This is a genomic window from Streptomyces sp. NPDC046335 (assembly GCF_055587985.1).
The window spans coordinates 304172-329531 of the sequence record NZ_JBVJFF010000010.1; the positions used below are offsets into that span (position 1 = coordinate 304172).

The 25360-nt window shown below is 73.5% G+C and carries 6 protein-coding genes; all 6 read right to left on the reverse strand.

All coding sequences use genetic code 11. The features are described 5' to 3' along the window. Positions 1–76: 76 nt before the first annotated feature. The 6 genes from ACZ6JY_RS25615 to ACZ6JY_RS25640 all read right to left on the reverse strand — a co-directional run bounded on the left by ACZ6JY_RS25615 (position 77) and on the right by ACZ6JY_RS25640 (position 25346). A complete protein-coding gene (locus tag ACZ6JY_RS25615; protein WP_469199229.1) occupies positions 77–565 on the reverse strand; it encodes a flavin reductase family protein in 489 nt (162 codons plus the stop codon). Between the two features lie 8 nt (positions 566–573). Continuing rightward, on the reverse strand, positions 574–2202 hold the full coding sequence (locus ACZ6JY_RS25620) for a tryptophan halogenase family protein (RefSeq protein WP_469199231.1): 1629 nt from the start codon (positions 2200–2202) through the stop codon (positions 574–576). A gap of 72 nt (positions 2203–2274) precedes the next feature. Beyond that, complete coding sequence (locus tag ACZ6JY_RS25625; RefSeq protein WP_469199233.1) at positions 2275–3477, reverse strand: cytochrome P450; 1203 nt, start codon at positions 3475–3477, stop codon at positions 2275–2277. Between the two features lie 26 nt (positions 3478–3503). Then, the gene (locus tag ACZ6JY_RS25630) at positions 3504–4685 is read right to left on the reverse strand and encodes a cytochrome P450 (RefSeq protein WP_469199235.1); all 1182 of its coding nucleotides are present in this window, start codon (positions 4683–4685) and stop codon (positions 3504–3506) included. A gap of 21 nt (positions 4686–4706) precedes the next feature. Beyond that, positions 4707–11090 (reverse strand): amino acid adenylation domain-containing protein, encoded by a 6384-nt coding sequence (locus tag ACZ6JY_RS25635; RefSeq protein WP_469199237.1) that lies wholly within the window; start codon positions 11088–11090, stop codon positions 4707–4709. Positions 11091–11105: 15 nt separating this feature from the next. Beyond that, the gene (locus ACZ6JY_RS25640; protein WP_469199239.1) at positions 11106–25346 is read right to left on the reverse strand and encodes an amino acid adenylation domain-containing protein; all 14241 of its coding nucleotides are present in this window, start codon (positions 25344–25346) and stop codon (positions 11106–11108) included. Between the last annotated feature and the right edge of the window lie 14 nt (positions 25347–25360).

Here is a 25360-nt window from a genome sequence, read left to right on the forward strand (position 1 = left end):
GCCAAGACCTGGCCGCGGGCAGGCCGGAGTGCCGCGTCGCCCTGGCGACGCGGCTGCTTTCCGTACCCCCCTCGGTTCAGCCCGGGACCCGCGACGACCACTCCCCGTATCTGCGGAAGCCGTAGAGCAGGGCGCTCTCGCGGTCGTAGCGCTCCACGGCCCGCACCGCCCCGACGACGATCACGTGGTCGCCGGAGGGGTGGGTGCGCTCCAGGGCGCACTCGGCGACGGCGTGCGCGGCCTCGATCAGCGCGGGGCTGCGGGTGTGTCCCGCGGGCCGCCAGGCGACCCGGTCGAACCGGTCGGGCGCCCCCGACGCGAAGAGCGCCGCGACCCAGTCCGCGTCACCGTGCAGCAGGTTCACCGCGAACGCCCCGCTGGTGAGCACCGCCCGGAGCGTGGGGCTCCCGGTGCGCAGACACAGCAGGAGCGTCGGCGGACTCACGCTCAGGCTGCACAGCGAGGAGCACGTCATGCCCCGGGGGGCGGCGCCGACGTCCATGGCCGTCACCACCGAGACCCCGGTGGGAAAGGCGGCCATCATGTCGCGGAACTCGGTGTCCATGCGTACCGTCACACCCGCTCGCGCATCCGGCGGAAGTACTCGTTCTGTGTCGGCAGGCTGCTCACCAGCGACCGCGCCTTGTCCCTGATCCCCTGGAACGCGGCCAGGGCGTCCTTCTCGTCGACCAGCTCCAGGGCGGGCGAGGGCCTGACGTCGATGCCGCCGGTGCCGAGCAGGATGCAGTTGTACGAGTAGGGCGGCAGCCCGTGGTAGCGGGGGTAGACGGTGCCGGCGTCCGGGACCTTGCTCTCCCACAGCTCCAGGCGCTCGGCCAGCGAGTCGGGCACGGTCCGGGTCCTGGTGTCCCGCCAGTACTGGTTGTCCTGCCGCTTCGCGCCCCGGTAGTGCAGGACGAGGAACTCCCGTACGCCGTCCATCACGTTCATGACCGCGCTGTTGTACTGCTCGCGCAGCGGCGGGTCCCAGTCGGCCGCCGGGTAGTACTTGACCAGTTGCTCGATCGCGTAGTGGATGAAGAAGATGCCGGTCGACTCCAGGGGCTCGACGAAGCCGCTGGACAGGCCGATGGCCACGCAGTTGTTGACCCAGGAGCGCCGGGTCCGCCCGATGCGCATCCTGATGTGGTTGGCACTCGCGTCGGCGGCGGCCGGTCCGACGAACTCACGCAGCGTGCGCTCGGCCTCCTCGGGCTCCAGGTAGTCGCGGGAGTAGACATAACCGGTGCCGATCCTGCTGATCAGCGGAATCGTCCAGATCCATCCGGCGTCCTTGGCGGTGGCCGTGGTGCAGGGCCGGAGGGGGTCCTTGTCCATGTCCATCGGCACCTGGAGGGCGACCGCGCTGTCGTTGGGCAGGGTGTCCTGGTAGGAGACGAACGGCTCGGCGAGCGCCTTGTTGATGAGCAGGCCGCGGAAGCCCGTGCAGTCCACGAAGAGGTCTCCGTGCAGCGACCCGTGTTCGGCGGTGCGCACATGGGAGACCCAGCCGCGCTCGTCGAGGCCGACGTCCACGACGTTGTCGACGACGTGCCGGACGCCGCGTGCGGTCGCGTACTTCGTCAGGTACTTGGCGAGGAGGTGGGCCTCGAAGTGGTAGGCGTAGGGGAACTGGGCGCCCTGGTACTCGGCGATCGTGTTCGGCGGTCCCTCGGACTCGACGAACTCCTGCTCCAGGAGCCGGTTGTCGAGGTGGCGCGGGCAGCGGCCCGCGTCGATGAGCGAGGCCATGACGAAGCAGTCCTTGTCGAACCGCTTGCTGCCGGGGTACCGCAGCCACCAGTCGGTCAGCGGGAAGCCCTTGACCGACTTGAGCTGCTCGAAGGGGTGGTAGAAGTGGTGTCCGGGCTCGCGCCAGTCCTCGAACCGGACGGCGAGTTTGTACGTGGCGTTGCACGCGGGCATCCAGTCCTCCTCGGCCAGGCCGAGGAACTCGAAGAAGTGCCTGATGTCGCTGAACGTGGCCTCGCCGACGCCGATCGTGCCGACGTCCGCCGACTCCACGAGCGTGACGGCGACGCGGTCGCCGAAGGCCGCCGTCAGATAGGCGGCCGTCATCCAGCCCGCCGTGCCGCCGCCGACGATGACGACGTCGCGTACGGCTCCTGTGCCGCCCGTCGCCCTGCCGTCAGCCGTCCTGCCGCCGGTGGCCGAGCTGTTCGCTGCTGCCGGTCCACTCATGATTCCCCCACCCCTGATTTCCCCTGATGTGCTCTGGATCTTTCGCTGTTCCTCCGTGCGCGCGGTGGCACCTCACCAGGCCACCGACAGGCGCTCCACCCCGTACGCGGTCGAACGGACGCGGAAGGCCACGTCCTCGGCCGGCTCGGCGAGGCGGAGCGCCGGGAAGCGGTGCAGCAGCGCCGCGAAGGCGATGCGCAGTTCCTGCCTGGCCAGGGCCGCGCCCAGGCAGTGGTGTATGCCGTGGCCGAAGGCGACGTGGGCCACCGGGTCACGGGTGAGGTCGAGCCGGTCGGGCCGGTCGGTGAGCGCCGGGTCGCGGTCGGCCATCGGGATCGAGCAGACGACGGTGTCCCCCGCCTTGATGCGCCGGCCCGCGACGGTGACGTCCTCCAGGGCGGTACGGGGCGTGGGGGCGTGCGGCACGGACAGATGGCGGAGCAGTTCGTCGACCGCGCGGTCCATGGTCTCCGGGGCTCGGCGCAGGGCCGCGAGCTGGCCGGGGTTCTCGAGCAGGGCCAGCGTGCCGAGGCCGATCATGCCGGAGATGTTGTCGAGCCCGGCGAGCATCAGCAGCACGCAGATGCCGCGCAGTTCCTTGTCCGTGAAGTCGTCGCCGTGGTCGCGCACGAGCGTGCCGAGGAAGCCGTCGTCGGGATCCTTGCGCGCCGCGGCCACGAGCGCGGCCAGGTAGCGGGTGAACGCGTTGCCCGCGTCCGCGCGCCGCCCGCGCCCCTGCCCGGTGGCGAGGTGCGCGTGGCAGCGGCGGAGGAATTCGCCGCGGTCGTCGCGCGGCACCCCGATCAGCTCGCACAGGACGGCGCCCGCGACGGGCTCGGCGAACTGCGCCACGAGGTCGGCGGGCGGCCCGGCACGCTCGATCACGTCGAGGCGCTCGGTCACGATGGCCTCGATCCGCGGTTCGAGCCTGCGGATGCGCCGGTGGGTGAACTCCGGGGTGAGCATCTTGCGCAGGCGGGTGTGGTCGGGCGGGTCGTAGTCCATGAGCTGCCCGATCGCCTCGTCGGGGCGGTACTCGTCGGCCCCGCCGGGCGTGCCGACGCGGCGGCGGGTGGAGAACCGCACGTGGTCGCCAAGGACTTGGCGCACCTCGTGGTAGCCCGTCACCAGCCAGACGGTCCCGTCCCCCGCGTGCGGGCCGGCACCGTCCATCTCGACGACGGGCCGCCCCCCGGCCGCCCGGCGCAGCTCGTCCGCGGGGTCGAGGCGTGTCCTGCGGGTGTGGACGGGGATGGGCGGCGCGTCCTGCGGCATGGCGTCTCCTACCAGGTCTACCGGGTCTACCAGGTCACGGGCAGCGACTCGACGCCGTAGATGCCCGTCGGCGCCTTGTAGCGGAGGTCCTCCGGTGGTACGGCGAGCCGGAGGTCCGGGAAGCGGCTCAGCAGCGCGGGCAGGGCGATCCGCAGCGTCATCCGGGCGAGCGGCGCGCCCAGGCAGTGGTGGATGCCGTGCCCGTACGCCATGTGGTTGGTGTCCGCGCGGGTGATGTCGAGGTCGTCCGGCGGCGCCCCGGGGCACTGGGCGCGGTTGGCGGCGAACAGCGAGCAGAGCACCACGTCACCGGCCTTGATGACCTGCCCGGCGAGCGGTACGTCCTCCAGGGCGGTGCGCGGTGACGCGGTGGCGACGACCGTCGCGTACCGCGTCAGTTCCTCCACCGCGCCGTCGATCAGGTCCGGCCGCGACCGGAGCAGGGCGCACTGCTCGGGGTGGCGCAGGAGCGCCAGGACGGACAGGCCGAGGGTGCCGCCGACGTTGAGGACGGAGGGCGCGAGAAGGGTCGCGACGGTGCCGGTCAGCTCCTCGTCGGTCATGTCCGTGCCGTGCTCGCGGATCAGCGCGCTCAGCAGGTCGTCGCCGGGGCGGCGGCGCTTGCGTGCCGTGAACTTGGTCATGTAGGCCATGTACGCCTTGCCCGCCGCCATCCGCTGCTCACGGGAGCGGACGTCGGTGCGGCTGATGTCGAGGTTGCGGGCCAGTTCGGCGTGGTCGTCGCGGGGGATGTCGAAGAGCAGGCAGCCCACCAGGCTCGGGATGGGCGCGGCAAAGTGCCGGATCAGGTCGGCGGGCCGCCCGGCGCGCTCCAGGGCGTCCAGGTGGTCCCCGACGATCTCCTCGATCATCGGTTCGAGGCGGCGCATCCGCCGCTGGGTGAACTCCGGTGTCTGCATCTTGCGCAGCCGGGCGTGCTCGGGCGGGTCGTACTGGAGGAGGTTGCCCGCCTGGACGAGCCGCCTCGAATCGGCGTCGTTGTCGGCGGGCGGCAGGGTGCTGAACCTGTCCGCGTCGCCGAGCACCGTGCGCACCTCGTCGAATCCGAGGGCCAGCCAGGTGCGTTCCGACGTCGCGGGGACGTCCAGTTCGACGAGTGGTGTGCGCCCGGCTGTCTCGGCGAGGCCGGGTACGGGGTCGATCCCGTTCCGCTGCTCGTGCGGGGGGACCTCGGTCGGCTTCGGCATCTCTCGGTTCCTCTCCCCTGTTCAGCCGTGGCTCGACGCGCGGAGCTTCTGGGCGACGACGCGCCCGATGTGTGCCACGGCCGCGGGCTGGAACAGCTCGTAGTGGCCGGCGTCGACCTCGTGCGTCTCGATGGCGCCCTCGATGTACGGCTGCCAGGTCGCCGCCGCGCCGCTCACCGGCAGCTCGGCGGGGCGGTCTCCGGTGGCGACGAACAGCAGCAGGTCACCGCCGAAGCGGGGCGGGGTGTGGTCCGGCGCGAAGGCCGCCGCGTTGCGGATCACCTTGCGCATCTTCGCGAGCAGTTCGTCGCTCACCCCCATGCGTACGGCGTCGATGTCGCCCGGCATCGCCCGGTCTTCGTCCTGCCCGCCGGGGGCCGCGCGACGCCCGGAGCCTTCGCCGTCCGCCGGTGCCGTGCCGTCCGCCGGTCGCGTGTCCTCGTCGGTGACGACCCTGCCGACGTTGCCGGGGTAGGCGTCGAGCACCGCGAGCAGCGCCACTTCCTCGCCCTGTTCCTCCAGGCGGGCGGCGAGCGCCTGGGCGATCAGACCGCCGAGGGAGGAGCCGAGCAGGTGGTAGGGGCCCGTGGGCTGGACGGAGCGGATCTGCTCCAGGTAGTCCACCACCATGTCCTCCACGCTGCGCGGCATCGGCTCGGGCCCGGCGAGGCCGCGGGACTGGAGGCCATAGACCGGCCTGTCCTGCGGGAGGTGCCGAAGGAGGCTGCCGTAGCTCCAGCTCAGGCCCATGGCGGGGTGCACGCAGAACAGCGGGGGCCTGCCGCCCTCCGTACGCAGCGGAAGCAGCACCGCGAGGTCGCCGTGGCCGCGGCCCGCGCGGCGTGACGTGGCGTTGCGCCGCTCGCGCAGCCGCTCCTCCGCCTTGTCCCGCAGGGTGAGCAGGCCCGTGGCGGTGCGCTTGGCCCGTTCGCCGGTGCGCAGCATCCGCTCTCCGCCGGGCCCGAAGGGGCAGGCGACGAAGCGCTCGCCGGTGCGGCCGGGGCCGCTCGCGTAGCCGCGGGCGAGTGAGGCCGAGGTGATGTAGAGGTCGCCCACCACGCCGGGCGGCACCGGGTGCAGGAACTCGTCGACCACGAAGGCGCGGGTGTTCGGCAGCAACGCGCCGGGGTGGGTCGGTTCACCGGCGTCGGCGTCGGCGTCGGACCATGGGCCCACGGTCTCGGCCGGGCCTCGCAGGCTCTCGGGCGTGCCGTCCACGGCTGTGCCGAACCGTACGCCGCCGCCACCGCAGAGCGCCGCGAGCAGGGGGGCCGCCAGGTCGGCGGCGGAGCGCCGGGCGTCCAGCGTCACCGGCCGCCCGGACGCGCGGTGGGCCGTGTGGTTGCTCAGCGCCCGGTGCTCGATCACCGCGAAGCCGGCCGGCTGCTCCACCGTGGGCAGCAGGAGCGCCGCCTGGCCCGGCAGCGCGAGGCGCCCCCCGCGCCCGGGAGCGGTCGTGACCGGGGCGACCGACGCCGGGCCGTCCGCCCGCACCACCGGCACCGTGAGGTCGGCGGGCAGCCGCGCGGCGGTGTCCGCCGTGCAGAGCAGGGCGGCGGGGCGGCCGCCGTTCAGGACGGCGGTGCTCTCGTCCAGGGGCCTGTCCGGTGCCGTGAGGAGGCACGCGGCACCGGACTTGAGCACAGCAAGGAGGGCGGTGGCGAGTCCGGCCGCGGGTGCCATGGCCACCGCGACGACGTCCTCGGGCCCCACGCCGAGCGCGGTCAGCCGGCGGGCCGCCGTATCGGCGTGGGCGTCCAGTTCGGCGTAGGTGAGGATGGCGTCCGGGCCGGTGACGGCCACCTCGTGAGGTGTGCGGGCCACTCGCTCGGCGAGGACGTCGACCACCGTGCGTCCGGGCGGCCGGGCCGCCGTGCCGTTCCAGCCCTCCACCACCTGACGCAGCTCGTCCGGGCCGAGGAAGACGTCGATCTCGCTCAGGCGCGCCCCCGGCCGTGCCGCGACCTGTTCGAGGACACGGACGAGGCGTTGGGCGAGCGCGGTGGCGGTGGAGTGGTCGAACAGCTCGGTGGCGTACCGGAGTTGGCCTTCGATGCCGTCCGGTGTGCCGTCGGGGCGGTGCCGTTCGGTGAGGCCGAAGCGCAGGTCCAGTTCGGTGGCCGCCGCGCCCGCCTCGACGCGGGTGGTGTGCAGGCCGGGCAGCTCGGAGGGGTCCCACTCCTCGGTGCCGTCGTCGCGCACGTCGAGCAGCACCTGGAACACGGGGTGGCGTGCCGCGGAGGGCGGTGGCGCGAGGGCGTCCACCAGGTGGGCGAAGGGCACGTCGTCGTGCCTGCGCGCCTCACGGCCGCCCTCGGTCACCCGGTCGAGCAGTTCGAGGAAGGTGGGGTCGCCGGAGGTGTCCGTACGCAGGACGAGCGGCCCCGCGAAGGGGCCCACCACGCCCTCCAGGTCTCCCTCGCTGTCACGGCGCGGCAGCTCGGTGGCGAGCAGGATGTCGTTGCCCGCGCCGAGCCGGGTGAGCAGCAGGGCCAGGGCGGCGTGGAGCACCGCGGACGTCGGGGAGCCGCCCGGTTCGGCGGCGTCGACGAGCCGCTGGTGGGTTCCGGCGTCCACGTGCAGCGGCACGGTGTCCGCGCGGTGGGAGGCCAGGGCGGGGCGCGGACGGTCGGTGGGCAGCTCGATCTCCGGGTCGGCGTCCGCCAGGGCGTCCTTCCAGTAGGCGAGTTCCTCGCCGATCAGACTGTCCGGCTCCCGCGCGCCCTTCAGGAGCTTCTCCTCCCAGAGGGCGTAGTCGGTGAACTGCAATGGCAGCGGTGCGCGTTGCGGGGCGCGGCCCTCGCGTCGCGCGCCGTAGGCCGCGCCGAGGTCGCGCACCAGGACGTCGAGGGACAGGTCGTCCGTGGCGATGCGGTGCACCACGAGCAGCAGGACGTGCTCGCTCTCGGAGAGCGTGCACAGGTGCTGCTTCCAGGGCGGCTCCGTGGCCAGGTCGAAGGTGTGGCCCGCGTGCTCGGCGAGCAGTTCCGCGAGCTCCTCCTCGGTGACCCGCTGCCGCGTGGGCTCGGGCCGGGCGGCTTCGGCGTCGAGGACGCGCTGCCGCGGCCGCGCGTCCCGGGAGCCGCCGCCGACGAAGACGGTGCGCAGGATGTCATGGCGGGCCGCCACGTCGCCGAGGGCCGCCCGCAGCGCGTCCACGTCGAGATCGCCGCGGAGCCGCAGCGCGACCGCGCTCCGGTGCGCGGCGGTGTCGCCGCCGAGCCGGCCGAGGTGCCAGGTGCGGAGCTGGCCGGCGGTGACGGGCACCTCGTCGGGGCGGTCGTCGACCGGTACGAGGGCGGGGCGGGCCTTGGCGGTCAGCATCCGGGCCACGCCCATCGGCGTCGACTCGCCGAAGAGGCGCCGCATGCCCAGCTCGACGCCGAACTCCTCGCGCACACGGGCGACGAGGCGCATCGCGAGGCCCGAGTCACCGCCCAGGTCGAAGAAGTTGTCGTCGACGCCGACGCGTTCGAGGCCGAGGATCTCGGCGAACAGGGCGCACAGCCTGGCCTCCGTCTCGCCCTGCGGCGCCCGGTCGGAGACGCGCTCGGCGAGGTCGGGGGCGGGCAGCGCCCGGTGGTCGACCTTTCCGTTGGGCGTCAGGGGCAGCGCGTCGAGGACGGTGACCGCCGAGGGAACCATGTACTCCGGCAGGGACGCGGCGACGTGCTCGCGGATCTGCCGCAGGTCGGCTTCCCGCCCGTCAGGAACGATGTAGGCGGTCAGGCGTTTGTCGCCGGGGCGGTCCTCCCTGGCGACGACCACGGCCTGGCCGACCGCCGGGTGGGCGGTGAGGACGGCCTCGATCTCGCCGGGTTCGACGCGATGGCCGCGTATCTTCACCTGCGCGTCGGCGCGGCCCACGAAGTGCAGCTCGCCCCCGGCCGTCCACTGGGCGAGGTCCCCCGAGCGGTACATCCGGGTGCCTTCGGCGAAGGGGCAGGCCACGAAGCGTTCCGCGGTCGGGCCCGGCCGCCCGATGTAGCCGCGCGCGACGCCCGCGCCCGCCACGTACACCTCACCGGTCACCCCGGCGGGCACCGGCCGCAGGAAGCCGTCGAGGACGTGGACACGGGTGTTCTGGATGGGCCGTCCGATGGACGGGGGCCGGTCCGCCGGAGAGGTGCTCTCCGCGAGCGGTACGGCGGTGGTGATGACGGTGGCCTCGGTGGGGCCGTAGGTGTTGCAGACGCGGGCCTGACCGGTCCAGCGGCCCGCCAGGTCCGCGGTGAGTCGCTCGGCGCCGAGGACCCAGTTGCGCACCCACGGCACGTCGGCCGGGTCGAGGAGGCTCAGCAGCGAGGGCACCACGCTGGCGGTGCTCACCCCGGCCGAGCGGATCATCCGGGCCAGGGCTGCGGGGTCGGTGCGCTCGTCCTCGGTGGCGATGGCCAGGGTGCCGCCCGCGGCCAGGGTCGTCGCCACGTCCAGGACGGCCGCGTCGAAGCTGAAGGAGGCGAACTGGAGCGCGGTCACGCCCTCGGCCATCGCGAGGACCGGCCGCATCGCCTCGGCGAGGTTGACCACACCCTCGTGCGGCACCGCCACGCCCTTGGGGTGCCCCGTCGACCCCGAGGTGTAGATGACGTACGCGAGTTGGCCCGGCTCGGTGAGCACGACGGGCGGCTTGGCCGACTGGGCCGCGACGGTCTCCTCCACCTCGTCAAGGCGCACGGTCCGCGCGGCGGCCGACGGCACCCCGGTCAGGCTCTGTGCCGTGCCGAGGACGATCTCGGCCCCGCTGTCCTCGATGAGACGGCGGAGCCGGTCCGGCGGGTAGGCCGGGTCCAGCGGGACGAACGCGCCGCCCGCCTTCCACACCGCGAGCAGGGCGACCACCAGGCCGGTCCCGCGCGGCAGACACAGCCCGACGCGGGTCTCGCGGCCCACGCCGGCGCCGGCCAGGTACTGGGCGAGCCGGTTGGCCCGGCGGTCGAGCTCCGCGTACGACAGTGTCTCGGAGCCGCAGCGCAGCGCGGGCGCGTCCGGCGACCACCGGGCCCGCTCGTCGAAGGCGTCCACCCAGGTGCCGGGCGGCACCGCGCGCGCGGTGTCGTTCCACTCCTCGACGAGCCGTGTCCGCTCCCGCGGCGCCAGTACGTCGATGTCGGCGATCCTGGCCTCCGGATCGGCGACCATCTGGGCGAGCACCCGCACGACGCGCGCGAGGACGGCCTCCGCGGTGTCGTGGTCGAACAGGTCGGGCCGGTGGTCCAGCTTGCAGCGCAGCCGCTCGCCCGGGGTGACGACGAGGGTGAGCGGGTAGTGCGAGGCGTCGCGGGCCATGCCTGACGGACGCATGACCAGCGCGTCGTCCGACGGTGACCCGGCGGGCGGGTGCGGGAAGCTCTCGTAGAGCACCAGCGTGTCGAAGACCGCCGCGGGGCCCGCCAGTTTCTGGATCTCCAGGAGGCCCACGTGCTGATGGCCGAGCAGCGCGGTCTGCCGCTCCTGGAGGTCCGTCAGCGTGTCGGCCACCGACCGCGCGCCGTCGAGCCGCACCCGTACGGGAAGCGTGTTGATGAGCAGGCCCACCATGGTCTCCACGCCCGGCAGTTCGGCGGGCCGCCCCGCCGTCGTGCTGCCGAACACCACGTCGGTGCGGCCCGCGAGGCGCGCGAGGACCAGCGCCCAGGCGGCCTGGACGACCGTGTTCGCCGTCAGGCCCTTGCTACGGGCCAGCTCCGCCACGCCCCGCGAGAGGTCCTCCGGCAGGTCGGTGACGACGTGTTCGGGGAACGTGGGCAGCCGCGTCGGGTCCGCGGGCACCACCCGCGTCGGCTCGTCGGCGCCCGCCAGCTCCTTGCGCCAGGCGGCCCGCGCCGCCTCCTTGTCCTGCCGGGCCACCCAGGCCACGTAGTCCCCGTACGACGCGGCGCGCCGCAGCGCCGACGCGTCGCCGCCCGCCTCGTACACCTGGGAGAGCTCGCCGAGCAGGACCGGCATCGACCAGCCGTCCATGAGGATGTGATGCAGCGTCATGACCAGGTGGTGCCGGTCATCGCCGAGCCGTATGAGCAGCAGCCGCAGCAGCGGTGCGACCGCGAGGTCGAAGCGGTCGGCCAGTTCACCCTCGGCCAGCTCCCGCAGCCGGGCCCGCGCCTCGGCGTCACCGAGCCCCGAGACGTCCGCCTCGGTCCACGGCACCGTCACGTCGCGCACCACGACCTGGACGAGCTGGGCCCCGCTCACCGGACGGAAGCAGGCCCGCAGCGCCGGGTGCCGGGCGACCAGCGCCTGCCACGAGGCGCGGAGCCTGGCGGCGTCCAGGGGCCCCTCGATGTCCAGGGCGGACTGCACGGTGTAGACGTCGGGCCCCTCGTCGGCGAGGCCGGCGTGGAACAGCAGGCCCTCCTGCAGCGGTGAAAGCGGCCACACGTCCTCGACCAGAGATCGGGTCATCGCTCCTTCTCCTCATTACGGTTGGGGCCTGGTGGGGGCCTGTCGGGAACGGTTTCCCTCGGCGAGTGCCGCTTCGAGCTCCTCGATCTGGTTCTGTGCGAGGTCGAGCAGGGGGAAGTCGGACGGGGTGTGACCGCCCGCTCCGGGGTCGTCGGTGTGGGCGGCGACCCCTTCGAGCACGGCGAGCCAGGCGCGGCCGAGCCGTTCGGCGTCGGCCGCGGCGAGCACCTGCCCCGGCCAGCTCAGGGTGATCTCCAGTTCGGGCCCGTCCGCCGTGTCCCGGATGACCGCGCCCGCCGCGATGGCGTGGGTCACGGGCATGTCCGGGGCGGCCGAGCCGCCGACCGCCGTGCCACCGGCCGGCTGCCAGGGCCCGACGGGCCCCGTACGCGTACCGGTGGCGAAGCGGCCGAGGTAGTTGAAGCCGATCTGCGGTGCCGGTGAGGCCTCCAGGGCCGGTCCGGTCCCGGAGTTGAGCCGGCGCAGCAGTTCGTACCCGAGCCCGTCGCCGGGCACCGCCCGCACCTGCTCCTTCACGGCCTTGACCAACGTACCGGCCGCCGGGCCGCCCGCCATAGCGCTGTCCAGGTCGGCGCCCGCCACGTCGAGGCGCACGGGGCGGACGCTGGTGAACCAGCCGACCGTGCGCGACAGGTCCACGTCCGCCACGCTGTCGCGGCCGTGCCCCTCGATGTCCACGAGCACCCCGGTGTCACCGCCGGGACGCCAGTGCGCGACAGCTCCCGCGAGCGCGGCGAGCAGCACCTCGCGCACACCGCAGTGGTAGGCCGCCGGGGTCTTCGCCACCAGAGTCTCGGTCTGCTCCTCGGGCACGGTCCACGACTGGTGGAGCAGGGTGTTCGCGACATCGACGGCGGGGTCCAACGCCCGTGCGCCCAAGGTTGGTTCGGGCGCTCCGAGCAGCTTCTTCCAGTCGTCGAGTTCGGCGACCCGGCCCGCGTCGGCCGCCTGTGTCACGAGGTGGTCCGCCCAGCGCCGGAATGATGTCGGGACCGGGTCGAGCGCCGGTTCGCGCCCGGCGGCCACTGCTTCGCACGCCGCCCGCAGGTCGGGCACGAGGACGCGCCAGGACACGCCGTCGACGACCAGGTGGTGCACGGCGAGGACGAGCCGGCCGACCCGTGCGGGCCCGGCGTCCACCCACACGGCGCGCACGAGTTCACCGGAGGCGGGGTCGAGCCGCTCGGCGGCCTCGCGGGCCGCGTCCGCCGCGACCTCGTCGATGTCGTCCGCGTTCGCCTCGACACGGCTCACGAGCCGCGCCGCGTCCACGGAACCGCGCTCGCCGACCACCAGCTTCGGCTCACCGGGCACGGTGCGTGCCCGCAGCATGTCGTGGGCGTCCAGTACGGCGGCCAGGCCCGCGGCGAGAACCGGGAGCCCCAGCCCGTCCGGCGCGCCCAACGTCACCCACTGGGCGAACCCCGGCCGGGTGGCCCGCTCGCCGAAGGCCCGCATCACGGGCGTCCACGGCACCTCGCCGACTCCGGTGCCGTCGGCCTCGGCGGGCCGCCCCGCCACCTCAAGGACGGCTGCCAGGCGCTCGGGGGTCTTCTCCTCGAAGACCTGGCGCGAGGTCAGCACGAGGCCCGCGCGGCGGGCCCGCGAGGCCATTTGCATCGACATGATCGAGTCTCCGCCCAGCTCGAAGAAGCTGTCGTCGACGCCTACGCGGTCGAGCCCGAGGACCTCGGCGAACAGCTCGCAGACGATCCGCTCCTCCTCGGTCCCCGGCTCACGGCCGCCGCTCCTCCCGGCGAAGTCGGGGGCGGGCAGGGCGGCCCGGTCCACCTTGCCGTGGGGCGTGAGCGGCAGCCGGTCCAGCGGCACGACGGCCGTGGGCACCATGTACTCGGGGAGCCGCTGGGCGAGGAACGCGCGCAGGGTGGCGGGCAGATCGCCCGAGGTGTGCCCGGCCGTGGCCGGGCCGCCGGGCCCGTCGTCCGGCCACGAGGCGGAGGCCGGGCCGTCGGGCGGCTCCGGGTCCGTGCCGCGGGGCGTGTCCGCGACGACGTACGCCACGAGGCGCCGGTCACCGGGGCGGTCCTCGCGTGCCACGGCCACGGCCTGCGCGACGCGGGGATGTTCGGTGAGGGCCGCCTCGATCTCGCCGGGTTCGATCCGGTGGCCGCGGATCTTGAGCTGGTCGTCGGCGCGGCCCGCGAAGACCAGTTCGCCCCCATCGGTCCAGCGGACCACGTCACCGGTCCGGTACATCCGCTCGCCACCGGACCCGTAGGGGCACGCCACGAAGCGCTCGGCGGAGAGCCCGGCCCGTCCGAGGTAGCCGCGGGCCAGGCCGGGGCCCGCCACGTACAGCTCACCCGCCACCCCGGCGGGCACCGGCAGCAGGAAGCCGTCGAGCACATACGTCCGTACGCCCGCCATCGGGCCGCCGATCGGCACCACGTCACGGCCGGGCGTCAGCGGGGCGCTCATCGTCGCGCAGACCGTCGTCTCGGTCGGCCCGTACGCGTTCACCATCCGCAGGCCGTCCGACCACCGGTCCACCAGGCTCACCGGGCAGGCCTCACCGGCCACCACCAGCGTCTCCAGGGCCTCCGGCAGCGCGTCCTCCGCCGCGAGGACGCTCGGCGGCACCGTCACGTGCGTCGCCCCCGCCCGGTCGAGCGCCTCGGCGAGGGACACCCGGGGCGGCAGCGCGTCCGGTGGCGCCAGGGCCACCGAGCCGCCGGACAGCAGGGCCATGCACAGCTCGGAGACCGCCGCGTCGAAGCTCGGCGACGCGAATTGCAGCACCCGCGACTCCGCCCGTACCCGGAACCGCTCGATCTGCGCACGCGCCAGGTTGCCGAGACCGGTGTGCGTGACCACGACGCCCTTGGGCCGGCCCGTCGAACCCGAGGTGTAGATGACGTACGCCGCGTGGGCTGCCGTCAGCGGCGACAGCCGCTCCCCGTCGGTCGGCGGGTGGGCCGGATACCCGGCGACCTCCGCGGCCACCGCCGGGTCGTCGACGACCACCAGGCGTCCGGAGTAGTCGGCGGGCACCACGTCCCGCGTCCCCGTGCCGCACACCAGGACCTGCGGCCCGGCGTCGCCGAGCACCCGCGCGATCCGGTCCGCCGGGTACGCCGGGTCCACCGGCACGAACACCCCGCCCGCCATCGACACCGCGAGCAGCGTGACCACCAGGGACGCCGACCGCTCGGAGACGACCGCCACGCGGCGCTCGGGGCCGACGCCCAGGCCGATCAGATGGCGCGCGAGGCGAGCGGCGTCCGCCGCCAGCTCCCCGTACGAGAGCGACCGCTCCCCGTCCACCACGGCGATCGTGTCCGGCGTCCACGCGGCCTGGCGGCGGAACAGCTCCGGCAGCGGTACGCCCGCCGGCACACCCTCCGTACGGTTCCACTCCTCCACGACCAGTCCGCGCCCTGCGGCACCGGTCACGTCCACCCGGCCCACGGGCACCGCCGGGTCGGCCACCACCTGCTCCAGCACCCGTACGAGCGAGGCGACCATGTCCTCGGCCCTGGCCCGGTCGAAGACGTCGGGCCGGAAGACGAGGTCACCGCGCATCCGCTCGCCCGGCGACACGACGAACGTCAGCGGGTAGTGCCCCATGTCGCGGGGCGCGCCGACCGGCCGGACGGCGAGTGCGTCCGGGTCCGGCGCGCCGGCGGGCGGCAGCGGATAGTTCTCGTACACGACGAGCGTGTCGAACACCGCGCCTGACCCCGCGAGTTGATGGATCTCGGAGAGCCCCACGTGCTGATGCCCGAGCAGCTTCACCTGCCGTTCCTGCAGGTCGGTGAGCATGTCGGCCACCGGCTGCCCGGCCGCGAGAGCCACCCGTACGGGCAGGGTGTTGATGAAGAGCCCGATCGCCGTCTCCGCCCCCGGCAGGTCCGTGGGCCGTCCGGCGACCGTGGCGCCGAACACCACGTCCGTACGTCCGACGAGGCGCGCGAGGAGCAGCGCCCAGGCGCCCTGCACGGCGGTGTTCAGCGTCAGGCCGCGCGCCCGGGCCAGCTCGGCGAGCCCGCGCGACAGCTCTGCGGGGAACTCGAACCGCACCCGCTCCGGCTCCACCGGCACGACGGCCGTCTCCGCGGGCACCACCAGCGTCGGCGCGTCGAGTCCCGCGAGTTCCTTCTGCCACGCGGCGCGCGCGGCGCGACCGTCCTGCCGGTTCAGCCACCCCAGGTAGTCCCCGTACGAGGCGGCCGACGGCAGCAGCCGCTCGTCCCCGGCCGCGTCGTACGCGGCGGAGAGGTCGCCGATCAGGATCGGCAGCGACCAGCCGTCCATGATGATGTGGTGGCTGGTGAGCACCAGCCGGTGGCGGTTCTCGCCGAGCCGCACGAGCAGCAGCCGCAGCAGGGGTGCCGCCGACACGTCGATGCGGTCCGCCCGTTCGCCCTCGGCGAGCCGCTCCAGCGCGGCGAGCGCGTCCGGCTCCGCGCGTCCCGTCAGGTCGGCCTCGCGCCACGGCAGCTCCACGTCCCGCGCCACGACCTGCACGGCCTCGCCCGACGCGAGACGGTGGAAGCCCGCCCGCAGGATCGGATGCCGGCGCAGCAGCGCCTCGCAGGCCGCCCGGAGACGGCCGGTGTCGAGGGGCCCGTCCAGCGCCAGCATGCGCTGGCTCTCGTAGAGGTCGGGGCTCGCGTCGTCGTACGTGGCGTGGAACAGCATGCCCTGCTGCAACGGCGACAGCGGCCACACGTCCTCCAACGCCGGTACAGCCGCCTCCAGTTCGGCCAACCCGTCCTGCGTCAGCGCGTCGACCAGGGGGAAGTCGGAGACAGTGTGCCCTCCGGCGCCTGGCCCGCCGGTGTGCTGGGCCAGGCCGCCGAGCATCTCCAGCCAGATCCGTCCGAGCCGCTCGACGTCGGCCTCGTCGAGCAGGGCCGCGGGCCAGCTCAGACTGACCTCCAGCGCGGGCCCGTCCGGGGTGTCCCTGACCACCGCGCCCACGTCCAGGGCATGGGCGACGGGCGTCCCCGGATCGACCGCACCGCCGATCGCCGCGACACCGGCGGGCTGCCATGCATCGGCGGCCCCGGGGCGGGCGCCGGCGGCGAACCGGCCGAGATAGTTGAAGCCGATCTGCGGGGTAGGTGCCGCGGCGAGTACGGGAGCGGTCTCGGGGTTGAGGTGACGCAGCAGGCCGTGTCCCAGCTTGTCGCCGGGCACGGCCCTGACCTGTTCCTTGACCGCCTTGACCAGCTCACCGGCGGCGGCTCCGCCCGCGAGGGCCTGCGGCAGTTCGATGCCGGTCACGTCCATCCGCACCGGGTGCGCGCTGGTGAACCACCCGACGGTACGGGACAGATCGACACCCTCGACCGCCTCCCGGCCATGCCCCTCCACATCCACCAGGACCTCACGCTCACCGTCCGGCCGCCAACGCGCGACGGCCCCGGCCAACGTGGCGAGCAGCACGTCGTCGACTCCGCAGTGGAAGGCGGTGGTCGTGCGGGCCACCAGGGCCGCGGCTTCCGGCACGTTCCAGGTGCGGCGGCGTTGGGTCTCGGCGGTGTCGATGGCGGGGTCGAGGGGGCGGTTGCCGAGCGGCGGTGACGCTGTGCCGAGGTGAGTCCCAAGGTGAGCTGTCCAGTCCGGCAGCTCGGCGGTGCGGTGCTCGGAGACCGCCTCGGCGGTGAGGAGTTCGACCCAGCGGCGGAACGAGGTCCCGGGCGGGTCGAGTGCGGGTACCTGACCTGCGGCGACCGCCTCGCACGCGGCCTGGAGGTCCGGGGTCAGGACACGCCAGGACACCCCGTCGACCACCAGGTGGTGGACCACCAGCACGAGACGACCGTCCTGACCGTCCCCCGCGTCGACCCACACCGCCTGAACCATGACTCCGGCGGCCGGGTCCAGACGGCGGACGGCGTCACGGGCCGCGCTCGCCGCCAGTTCGTCGATGTTGGGGGTTGGTTCGGGGCTTTCGGTTGGTTCGAGGCCTTCGGTTCGTTTGGAGCTCTCGGTTGGTTTGGGGCTCTCGGTTGGTTCGGGGTTTTCGGTCGCGGCGGTCCTGCCGGGCGCGGCGGTTTCGGCGGACGCGGCGGACGCGGCGACCACGCCGGGCTCAGCGGTCCTGCCGGACGCGCCGGTCTCAGCGGTCCTGCCGGACACGGCGGGCGCGGCGGGCGCGGCGGGCGCGGCGGTCACGCCGGACACGGCGACCACGCCGGACACGGCGGTCCTGCCGGACACGGCGGACGCGGTATCGACGCGGGTCACCAGCCCTGCGGCGTCGACGCTACCTCGCTCACCGACGATCAGCTTCGGCTCGCCCGGCACCGTGCGGGCCCGCAGCATGTCGTGTGTATCCAGTACGGCAGCCAAGCCCGCGCCGAGAACATCGAGCCCCAGCCCCGCCGGAGCCACCAACGTCACCCACTGCGCGAAGCCGGGCCTCGCCGCCCTCTCCCCCAACGCCCGCATCGCAGGCGTCCACGGCACCTCACCCACACCGGCGCCGTCAGCCTCGGCAATCTGCCCTGCGGCCAACACCGCCACGGCCGCCAGACGTTCCGGCGTCTTCTCCTCGAAGACCTGGCGGGGGGTCAGGACCAACCCTTCCCTGCGGGCCCGCGACGCGAGCTGCATGGAACTGATCGAGTCACCGCCCAGCTCGAAGAAACCGGCGTCCACGCCCACGCGGTCCAGACCCAACACCTCGGCGAACAGTCCGCAAAGGATCTCCTCCGCCTCCGTACGAGGCTCACGACCACCCGCTCGCTCAGCCAAGTCGGGCGCAGGCAGAGCCGCCCGGTCCAACTTCCCGTTCACCGTCAACGGCAGCGCATCCAGGACCACCACGACCGCCGGAACCATGTACTCCGGCAACTGGACGCCCGTCTCATCACGTATCGCCTGGACATCCACGTCTTCGACGTCCGTCACGATGTACCCGATCAGGCGTTTGTCGCCGGGTCGGTCCTCGCGTACGACGACGGCCGCCTGCCAGACAGCGGGGTGGGAAGCAAGAACCGCCTCCACCTCGCCGGGCTCCACCCGGAAACCCCGGATCTTCACCTGCTCATCCGCACGCCCCGCGAACGCCAACTCCCCGTCGGAGGTCCAACGGGCGAGGTCACCGGTGCGGTACATGCGCCCGCCGGCTGCGAACGGGCACGCCACGAAGCGTTCCGCGGTCAGGCCCGGCCGGCCCACGTACCCCCGAGCCACGCCGGGGCCTGCTATGTACAGCTCGCCCGTCACTCCCGGTGGGAGCGGCCGCAGGAAACCGTCCAGGACGTAGGTGCGTACGTTGCCCAGCGGGCGCCCGATCGACGGCGATGGGTCACTCGGGCTTACCGCAGCGTCCACCGGCCCGGCAGTCGCCATGACCGTGGCCTCCGTCGGACCGTACGTATTCCAAACCCGCGCCCGGCCCGACCAACGACTCGCCAGATCCGCCGTCAGCAACTCCGCACCCAGCACCCAGTTCCGCACACCCCCAACCGCCGCCGGGTCCAGCACACCCAGCAGCGAGGGGACAACGCTGGCCGTGCTCACCCCGGTGCGCTCGATCATCGCCGCCAGCGCGATAGGCTCCGCCCGCTCCCCCGCCGAGGCGACGGCGAGTGTTCCGCCACCGGCCAGCGTCACCGCCACATCCAACACCGCAGCATCAAAGCTGAACGACGCGAACTGAAGCACAGTGACACCCTCGGACACACCCAGCACCGGGCGCATCACCTCCGCCAGATTCGTCACACCACCGTGCGCCACCGCCACACCCTTGGGACGACCCGTCGAACCCGAGGTGTAAATGACGTACGCGAGCTGATCCGGACCGGCATACCTCACACCCAACGGCTCAGCGGACTCCTCCGTGATCGCCGCATCGTCCATGGAGACAGCCCGCACCCCACCCAGGCGCACCGAGTCGTCGCCCACGCCGAGCACAACCCCCACACCACTGTCCTCGACCATGAACGCCAGCCGCTCCACCGGATACTCCGGATCCAGCGGAACAAACGCGCCCCCCGCCTTCCACACCGCCAACTCCGCCACCACCATGTCCACCCCACGCGGCAAACACAGCCCCACCCGCGACTCAACCCCCACACCCAAACCCACCAAAAAGCGAGCCAACCGATTCGCGCGAGCGTCCAACTGCACATAAGACAAGCCTTGCTCAGCACCCGACAGCACTGCTACCGCATCCGGCGTCCGCGCCACCCACCCCTCGAACGCCTCCACCACCGAACCCGCCACCACCCGACGAGCCGTGTCGTTCCACCCCTCCACCACCGAGCCCGGCTCCGACGCTCCCAGTACGTCGATCCGGCCTACCGGCGCCGTCGGGTCGGCCGCCATTTGTGCGAGGGCCCGTTCTAGCCACTGGCCCACCTGGTGGGCCTGCGGCTGGTCGAAGAGGTCGGGGCGGTACGTCACCCGTATCTGGAGGCGTTCGTCGGGGACGACGCTGACCGCCAGGGGATAGTGGGTCCCCGCCTGGGTGCGTAGCTGGGTCATCGTCAAGCCGTCGCCATCGCCGTCACCGGAGCCGCGGCCGGTGGCCGGCGACTCGTCGCGCGGGTAGTTCTCGAACATCAGCATCGTGTCGAATACCGCACCCGAACCCGTGACGGCCTGGATCTCCGGCAGACCCACATGCTGGTGGGCCATCAGTTCCGACTGCTTCTGCTGGAGCCCCGCCAGCAGGTCCGCCACGGGCTGTGCGCCGTCGAGCCGTACCCGTACCGGCAGGGTGTTGATGAACAGGCCCACCATGCTTTCCACGCCCGGCAGTTCCGCCGGGCGGCCGGCCACCGTGGCGCCGAACACCACGTCCGTACGTCCCGCGAGGCGCGCGAGGACCAGCGCCCACGCGCCCTGCGCGACGGTGTTCAGGGTCAGCCCATGCAGCCGGGCCAACTCCGTCAAGGCGTCGGACGACTCCTTCGTGAGCCGCAGCGCGATCTCCTCCGCTACGGACTGGGCGCTGTCGTTCAGCGCCGAGGGAGCGACGAGGGTCGGTTCGTCGGCGCCTGTCAGCTCCGCCCGCCAGGCGGCACATGCCGCCTCCTTGTCCTGGTCACCGAGCCACGCCAGGTATTCCCCGTACGAGGCCGCGCGCTTCAGTACGGAGGCGTCGCCGCCCGCCGCGTACAGCGCTGAGACCTCGTTGAACATGACCGGTGTCGACCAGCCGTCCGCCACGATGTGGTGGCTGGTGACGATCAGCCGGTGCCGTTCGGCGGCGAGCCGCACGAGCAGCAGCCTCAGCAATGGTGGCGCCGTCACACCCATCCGCGCCGCCCGCTCCTCCTCGGCGAGACGGTCGAGACCGGCCAGGGCGTCGGACTCCGTACGTCCCGTGAGGTCGGCCTCGCGCCAGGGCAATGTGACGTCATCCGCCACGACCTGCACGGCCTCACCGGAGGCCAGGCGGTGGAAGCTCACCCGTAGCGCCTCGTGGCGCGCCAGGAGTGTCTCCCACGACGTTCGCAGCAGGCGTGGGTCGAGCGGCCCGTCCACGGCCAGCACGCGCTGGCTCCGGTAGACGTCCGGCCCGTCCTCGTCGAACGTGGCGTGGAACAGCATGCCCTCCTGCAACGGCGACAGCGGCCAGACGTCCCGCAACGCCGGTACCGCCGACTCCAGGTGCTCGACGTCGTCCTGGGTCAGCACGTCGTCGAGCAGGGGGAAGTCGGTCGGGGTGCGTCCGCCCGCGGCCGGGTCGGCGGTGTGTGCGGCCAGGCCTCCCAGCATCCGGGCCCAGGCCCGGCCGAGCCGCTCGACCCGTTCTTCGTCGAGGACGGCGGACGGCCAGCTCAGCCTCAGTTCGAGCTGGGGTCCCTCGGCGGTGTCCGTGACGGTCGCGTTGGCCTCCAGTGTGTGCGGCAGGGGCAGGTCCGGGGCGACCGAACCTCCGATCGCGGCCGCTCCGGCGCTCTGCCAGGCGGCCGTCGGCCCCTTCCGCGTACCGGTGGCGAACCGGCCCATGTAGTTGAAGCCGATCTGCGGGGCCGGTGCCGCCGCGAGTACGGGAGCGGTCTCGGGGTTGAGGTGACGCAGCAACGCGTATCCGAGCCTGTCCCCGGGCACGGCCCGCACCTGTTCCTTGACCGTCTTCAGCAACTCACCGGCGGCGGCTTCGCCCGCGAGGGCTCGCGGCAGGTCGATGCCGGTCACGTCCATCCGCACCGGGTGCGCGCTGGTGAACCAGCCGACGGTACGGGACAGATCCACGTCCCCGAGCGGCTCGCGGCCGTGGCCCTCGACATCGACCAGGACCTCGCGCCCACCGTCCGGCCGCCATTGCGCGACGGCACCGGCCAGCGCGGCGAGCAGCACGTCGTCGACTCCGCAGTGGAACGCCGCGGTCGTCCTGCCGAGGAGCGTCGCGGCCTGTTCCGACGGCACCGCCCAGGTCCGCTGGTGCAGGGTGCGGGCGGTGTCCGTCGACGGGTCCAACGCGCGATCGCCGAGCGGCGGTGACGCCGTGCCGAGGTGGGCCCCGAGGTGGGTCGTCCAGTCCGGCAGCTCGGCGGTGCGGTGCTCGGAGGCCGCCTCGGCGGTGAGGAGTTCGGCCCAGCGGCGGAATGACGTGCCGGGCGGGTCGAGTGCGGGTGTCCGGCCCGCGGCGACCGCCTCGCACGCGGCCTGGAGGTCCGGGGTCAGGACGCGCCACGACACCCCGTCCACCACCAGGTGATGGGCCGCGAGCACCAGCCGGCCCACCTGCCCGGGGCCCGCGTCCACCCACACCGCCTGGACCATCACCCCGGCGGCCGGGTCCAGGCGCTCGGCAGCCTCGCGGGCCGCCCTCGCCGCCACCTCGTCGGGGGCGTCGAGTTCGTCGAGCCCTTCGGCAGTGGCCTCGACGCGGGTCACCAGCTCTGCCGCGTCGACCGACCCTCGCTCACCGACGATCAGCTTCGCCTCGCCCGGCACCGTGCGGGCCCGCAGCATGTCGTGCGTGTCCAGTACGGCGGCCAGGCCCGCGCCGAGTACGTCGAGCCCCAGCCCGGCAGGTGCGCCCAGCGTCACCCACTGTGCGAAGCCCGGCCTCGCCGCCTGCTCGCCCAGGGCTCGCATCACCGGGGTCCACGGCAGCTCGCCCACGCCCACGTCCTCGACGGTGGCCGCGCGTTCCGCCGCGCCCGCCGCGTCCACGACCGTCGCGAGGCGTTCCGGGGTCTTCTCCGTGAAGACCTGGCGCGGCGTCAGGACGAGTCCGGCCCTGCGGGCGCGCGAGGCGAGCTGCATCGAGCTGATCGAGTCGCCGCCCAGCTCGAAGAAGCCGTCGTCGGCGCCGACCCGCTCCAATTTCAGTACCTCGGCGAACAGGGCGCACAGGGTTTCCTCGGTCGGTGTGCGCGGCTCCCGGCTGCTCGCCCGGGAGGCGAAGTCCGGCGCGGGCAGGGCCGCGCGGTCCACCTTTCCGTTCACCGTCAGCGGCAGGGCGTCGAGGATCAGGACGGCCGCCGGGACCATGTATGCGGGCAGGCGTGCCGCCACGTAGGCGCGTACCGCCTCGGCCTCAACGGCCTCGGTGCGCTCCGTGCGCTCAACGGGCCCGACGCGCCTCTGTTCGGGCACGACATAACCGATCAGCCGTGTGTCGCCCGGGCCGTCCCGGCGCGGCACCACCACGGCCTGCGCCACGGCCGGGTGCGCGGCGATAACCGCCTCGACCTCGCCCGGCTCCACCCGAAACCCACGGATCTTCACCTGCTCGTCCGCACGCCCCGCGAACACCAACTCCCCCTCGGGAGTCCAACGGGCCAGGTCACCGGTCCGGTACATCCGTCCACCAGAACCGAACGGGCACGCCACGAACCGTTCCGCCGTCAGCGACGACCGGCGGAGGTAGCCTCGCGCCAGGCCCGCGCCCGCCGCGTACACCTCGCCCACCGTCCCCGGCGGCACCGGGCGCAGGAAGGCGTCCAGCACGTACACCTGCCGGTTGCCCAGGGGGCGCCCGATCGGCAGTACGGGGCCGCCGGCCGTGCCCACCGGCAGCACATGCCATGTGGCGCACAGCGTCACCTCGGTCGGCCCGTACAGATGCCGCACCGCGACCTGCGGGCACACCTCCCGCACCCGTGCCACCGACCCGGCGGGCACGACGTCTCCGCCGGTCAGCACCTCGCGCAGCCCCGTGAAGCAGTCCGGGGACTCCTCCGCGAGCACCCTGAACAGGCCCGCGGTGATGTGCACCGCGGTCACCCCGCCCTCGACCGCCTCCCGCACCCGTCGCGCGTCCACCGCGCCCGGACCGGCGATCACCACCCTGCCGCCCGCGACGAGCGGCACCCACACCTCGAACAGCGATACGTCGAAGGCGTGCGGGGCGTGCATGAGGACGGCGTCCCCTGCGCCCACCGACCACCCCCGGTCTCCGGCGAGGCTCGCGACGCCGCCGTGCGGCACCGCGACGCCCTTGGGCACGCCCGTCGACCCGGACGTGTACATCACGTGGGCCAGGTCGTCCGCGCCCACCGCGGGCTTCGGCGCCGGGGCACACCGGGCGATCGCCGACCGCACCGCGGGGTCGTCGAGGACCACCGCGGCCGTCCCCGCCCGCTCCGGCACGGCCTCGCGGGTCTCCCGTGTGCACAGGACCGCCACCGGCTCGGAGTCCGCCATGAGGAACGCGATCCGCTCCGCCGGGTACTCCGTGTCCACGGGCACGTGGACGGCTCCCGCCTTCCACACGCCGAGCAGCGCCACCAGCAGCTCGGCCGACCGGCTCATGGCGAGCGCGACCCGGTCGCCCCGGCGCACTCCCGCACCGGCCAGGTGGGTGGCCAGCCGCCCGGACGCCTCGTCCAACTCCCCATAGGTGAGGCGGTGTTCGCCGTCCTCCACGGCCACCGCGTCCGGTGTCCGCTCCACCTGTGCGGCGAACAGTTCGGGCACCGAGGCGCCGGGCACGGGGGCCGCCGTCGCGTTCCACTCCTCCACCACGAGCGCGCGTTCCGCCGTGCCGGCCACGTCCACCCGGCCCACCGGCATGGACGGGTCCGCCACCATCTGTTCCAGGACGCGCACCAGCCGCCCGAAGACCGCGTGCGCGGTGGCATGGTCGATGACGTCGGTGCGGTGGTCGAGTTTGACGCCCATCCGCTCGCCCTCCGGGGCCACGACCAGCGTGAGCGGATAGTGCGCGGCCTCCACTCCGTCGATGAAACGGACGGCGAGGCTGTCCGGGTCCGGCTGCTCCTCCGGAGGGCGCGGGTAGTTCTCGTACACGACGATCGTGTCGAAGACGGCTCCGGGCCCCGCCAGCTTCTGGATCTCCGGGAGTCCGATGTGCTGGTGCGCCATGAGCGCGGACTGCCGCCGCTGAAGGTCGGCGAGGAGTTGCCGTACGGGCTGCGCGCCGTCGAGGCGTACGCGCACGGGCAGGGTGTTGATGAACAGGCCGATCATCGTCTCCGCGCCCGGCAGGTCGGTGGGCCGCCCCGCCGCGGTGGCGCCGAAGACGACATCCGTGCGCCCGGTGAGCCGCGCGAGGAGCAGCGCCCAGGCCCCCTGCACCACCGTGTTCACCGTCAGCCCCTGGGTGCGGGCAAGACCCACCAGGCCCTGGGTGAGTTCTTCGGAGATGTGGTTGATCAGGCTCTGCGGGGTCACGGGGGCGCGGCCCCGGTCAGCGGGCGCCACGAGCGTCGGCTCGTCGACTCCGGCCAGCTCGGCGCGCCAGGCGGCGCGCGCGGCTGCGCCGTCCTGCCGGTGCAGCCACGCCAGATACTCCCGGTAGGAGGTCGTGCGGGGCAGTGCGCGTACGTCGCCGCCCGCCGCGTACGCCGTGGTGAACTCGTTGAAAAGCACCGCCATCGACCAGCCGTCCATGACGAGGTGGTGGCTGGTGACCACGAGACGGTGCCGTTCGGCGTCGAGGCGGATGAGCAGCAGGCGCAGCAGCGGCGGCACCGCCGGGTCGAACCGTTCCGCGCGCTCCTGTGCCGCGAGCCGTTCGATCGCGGCGGACGCGTCGGCCTCCGTGAGCCCGGAGAGATCCTCCACCGTCCACGGCAGCGCGGCCTCGCGGGCCACGACCTGCACCGCCTCGCCCGACTTTCGGCCACGGAAACCCGCCCGCAGCGCGCTGTGCCGGGCGAGCAGCGCCTCCCACGTGGCGCGCAGCCTGCCCATGTCGAGCGGTCCGACCAGCTCCAGCATCCGCTGCCCCTGGTAGACGTCCGGGCCCTGGTCGTCAAAGGCGGCGTGGAACAGCAGGCCTTCCTGCAACGGTGACAGCGGCCAGACGTCCTCTACCTGGGATCGGTTCATGGTTCTGTCTCCTC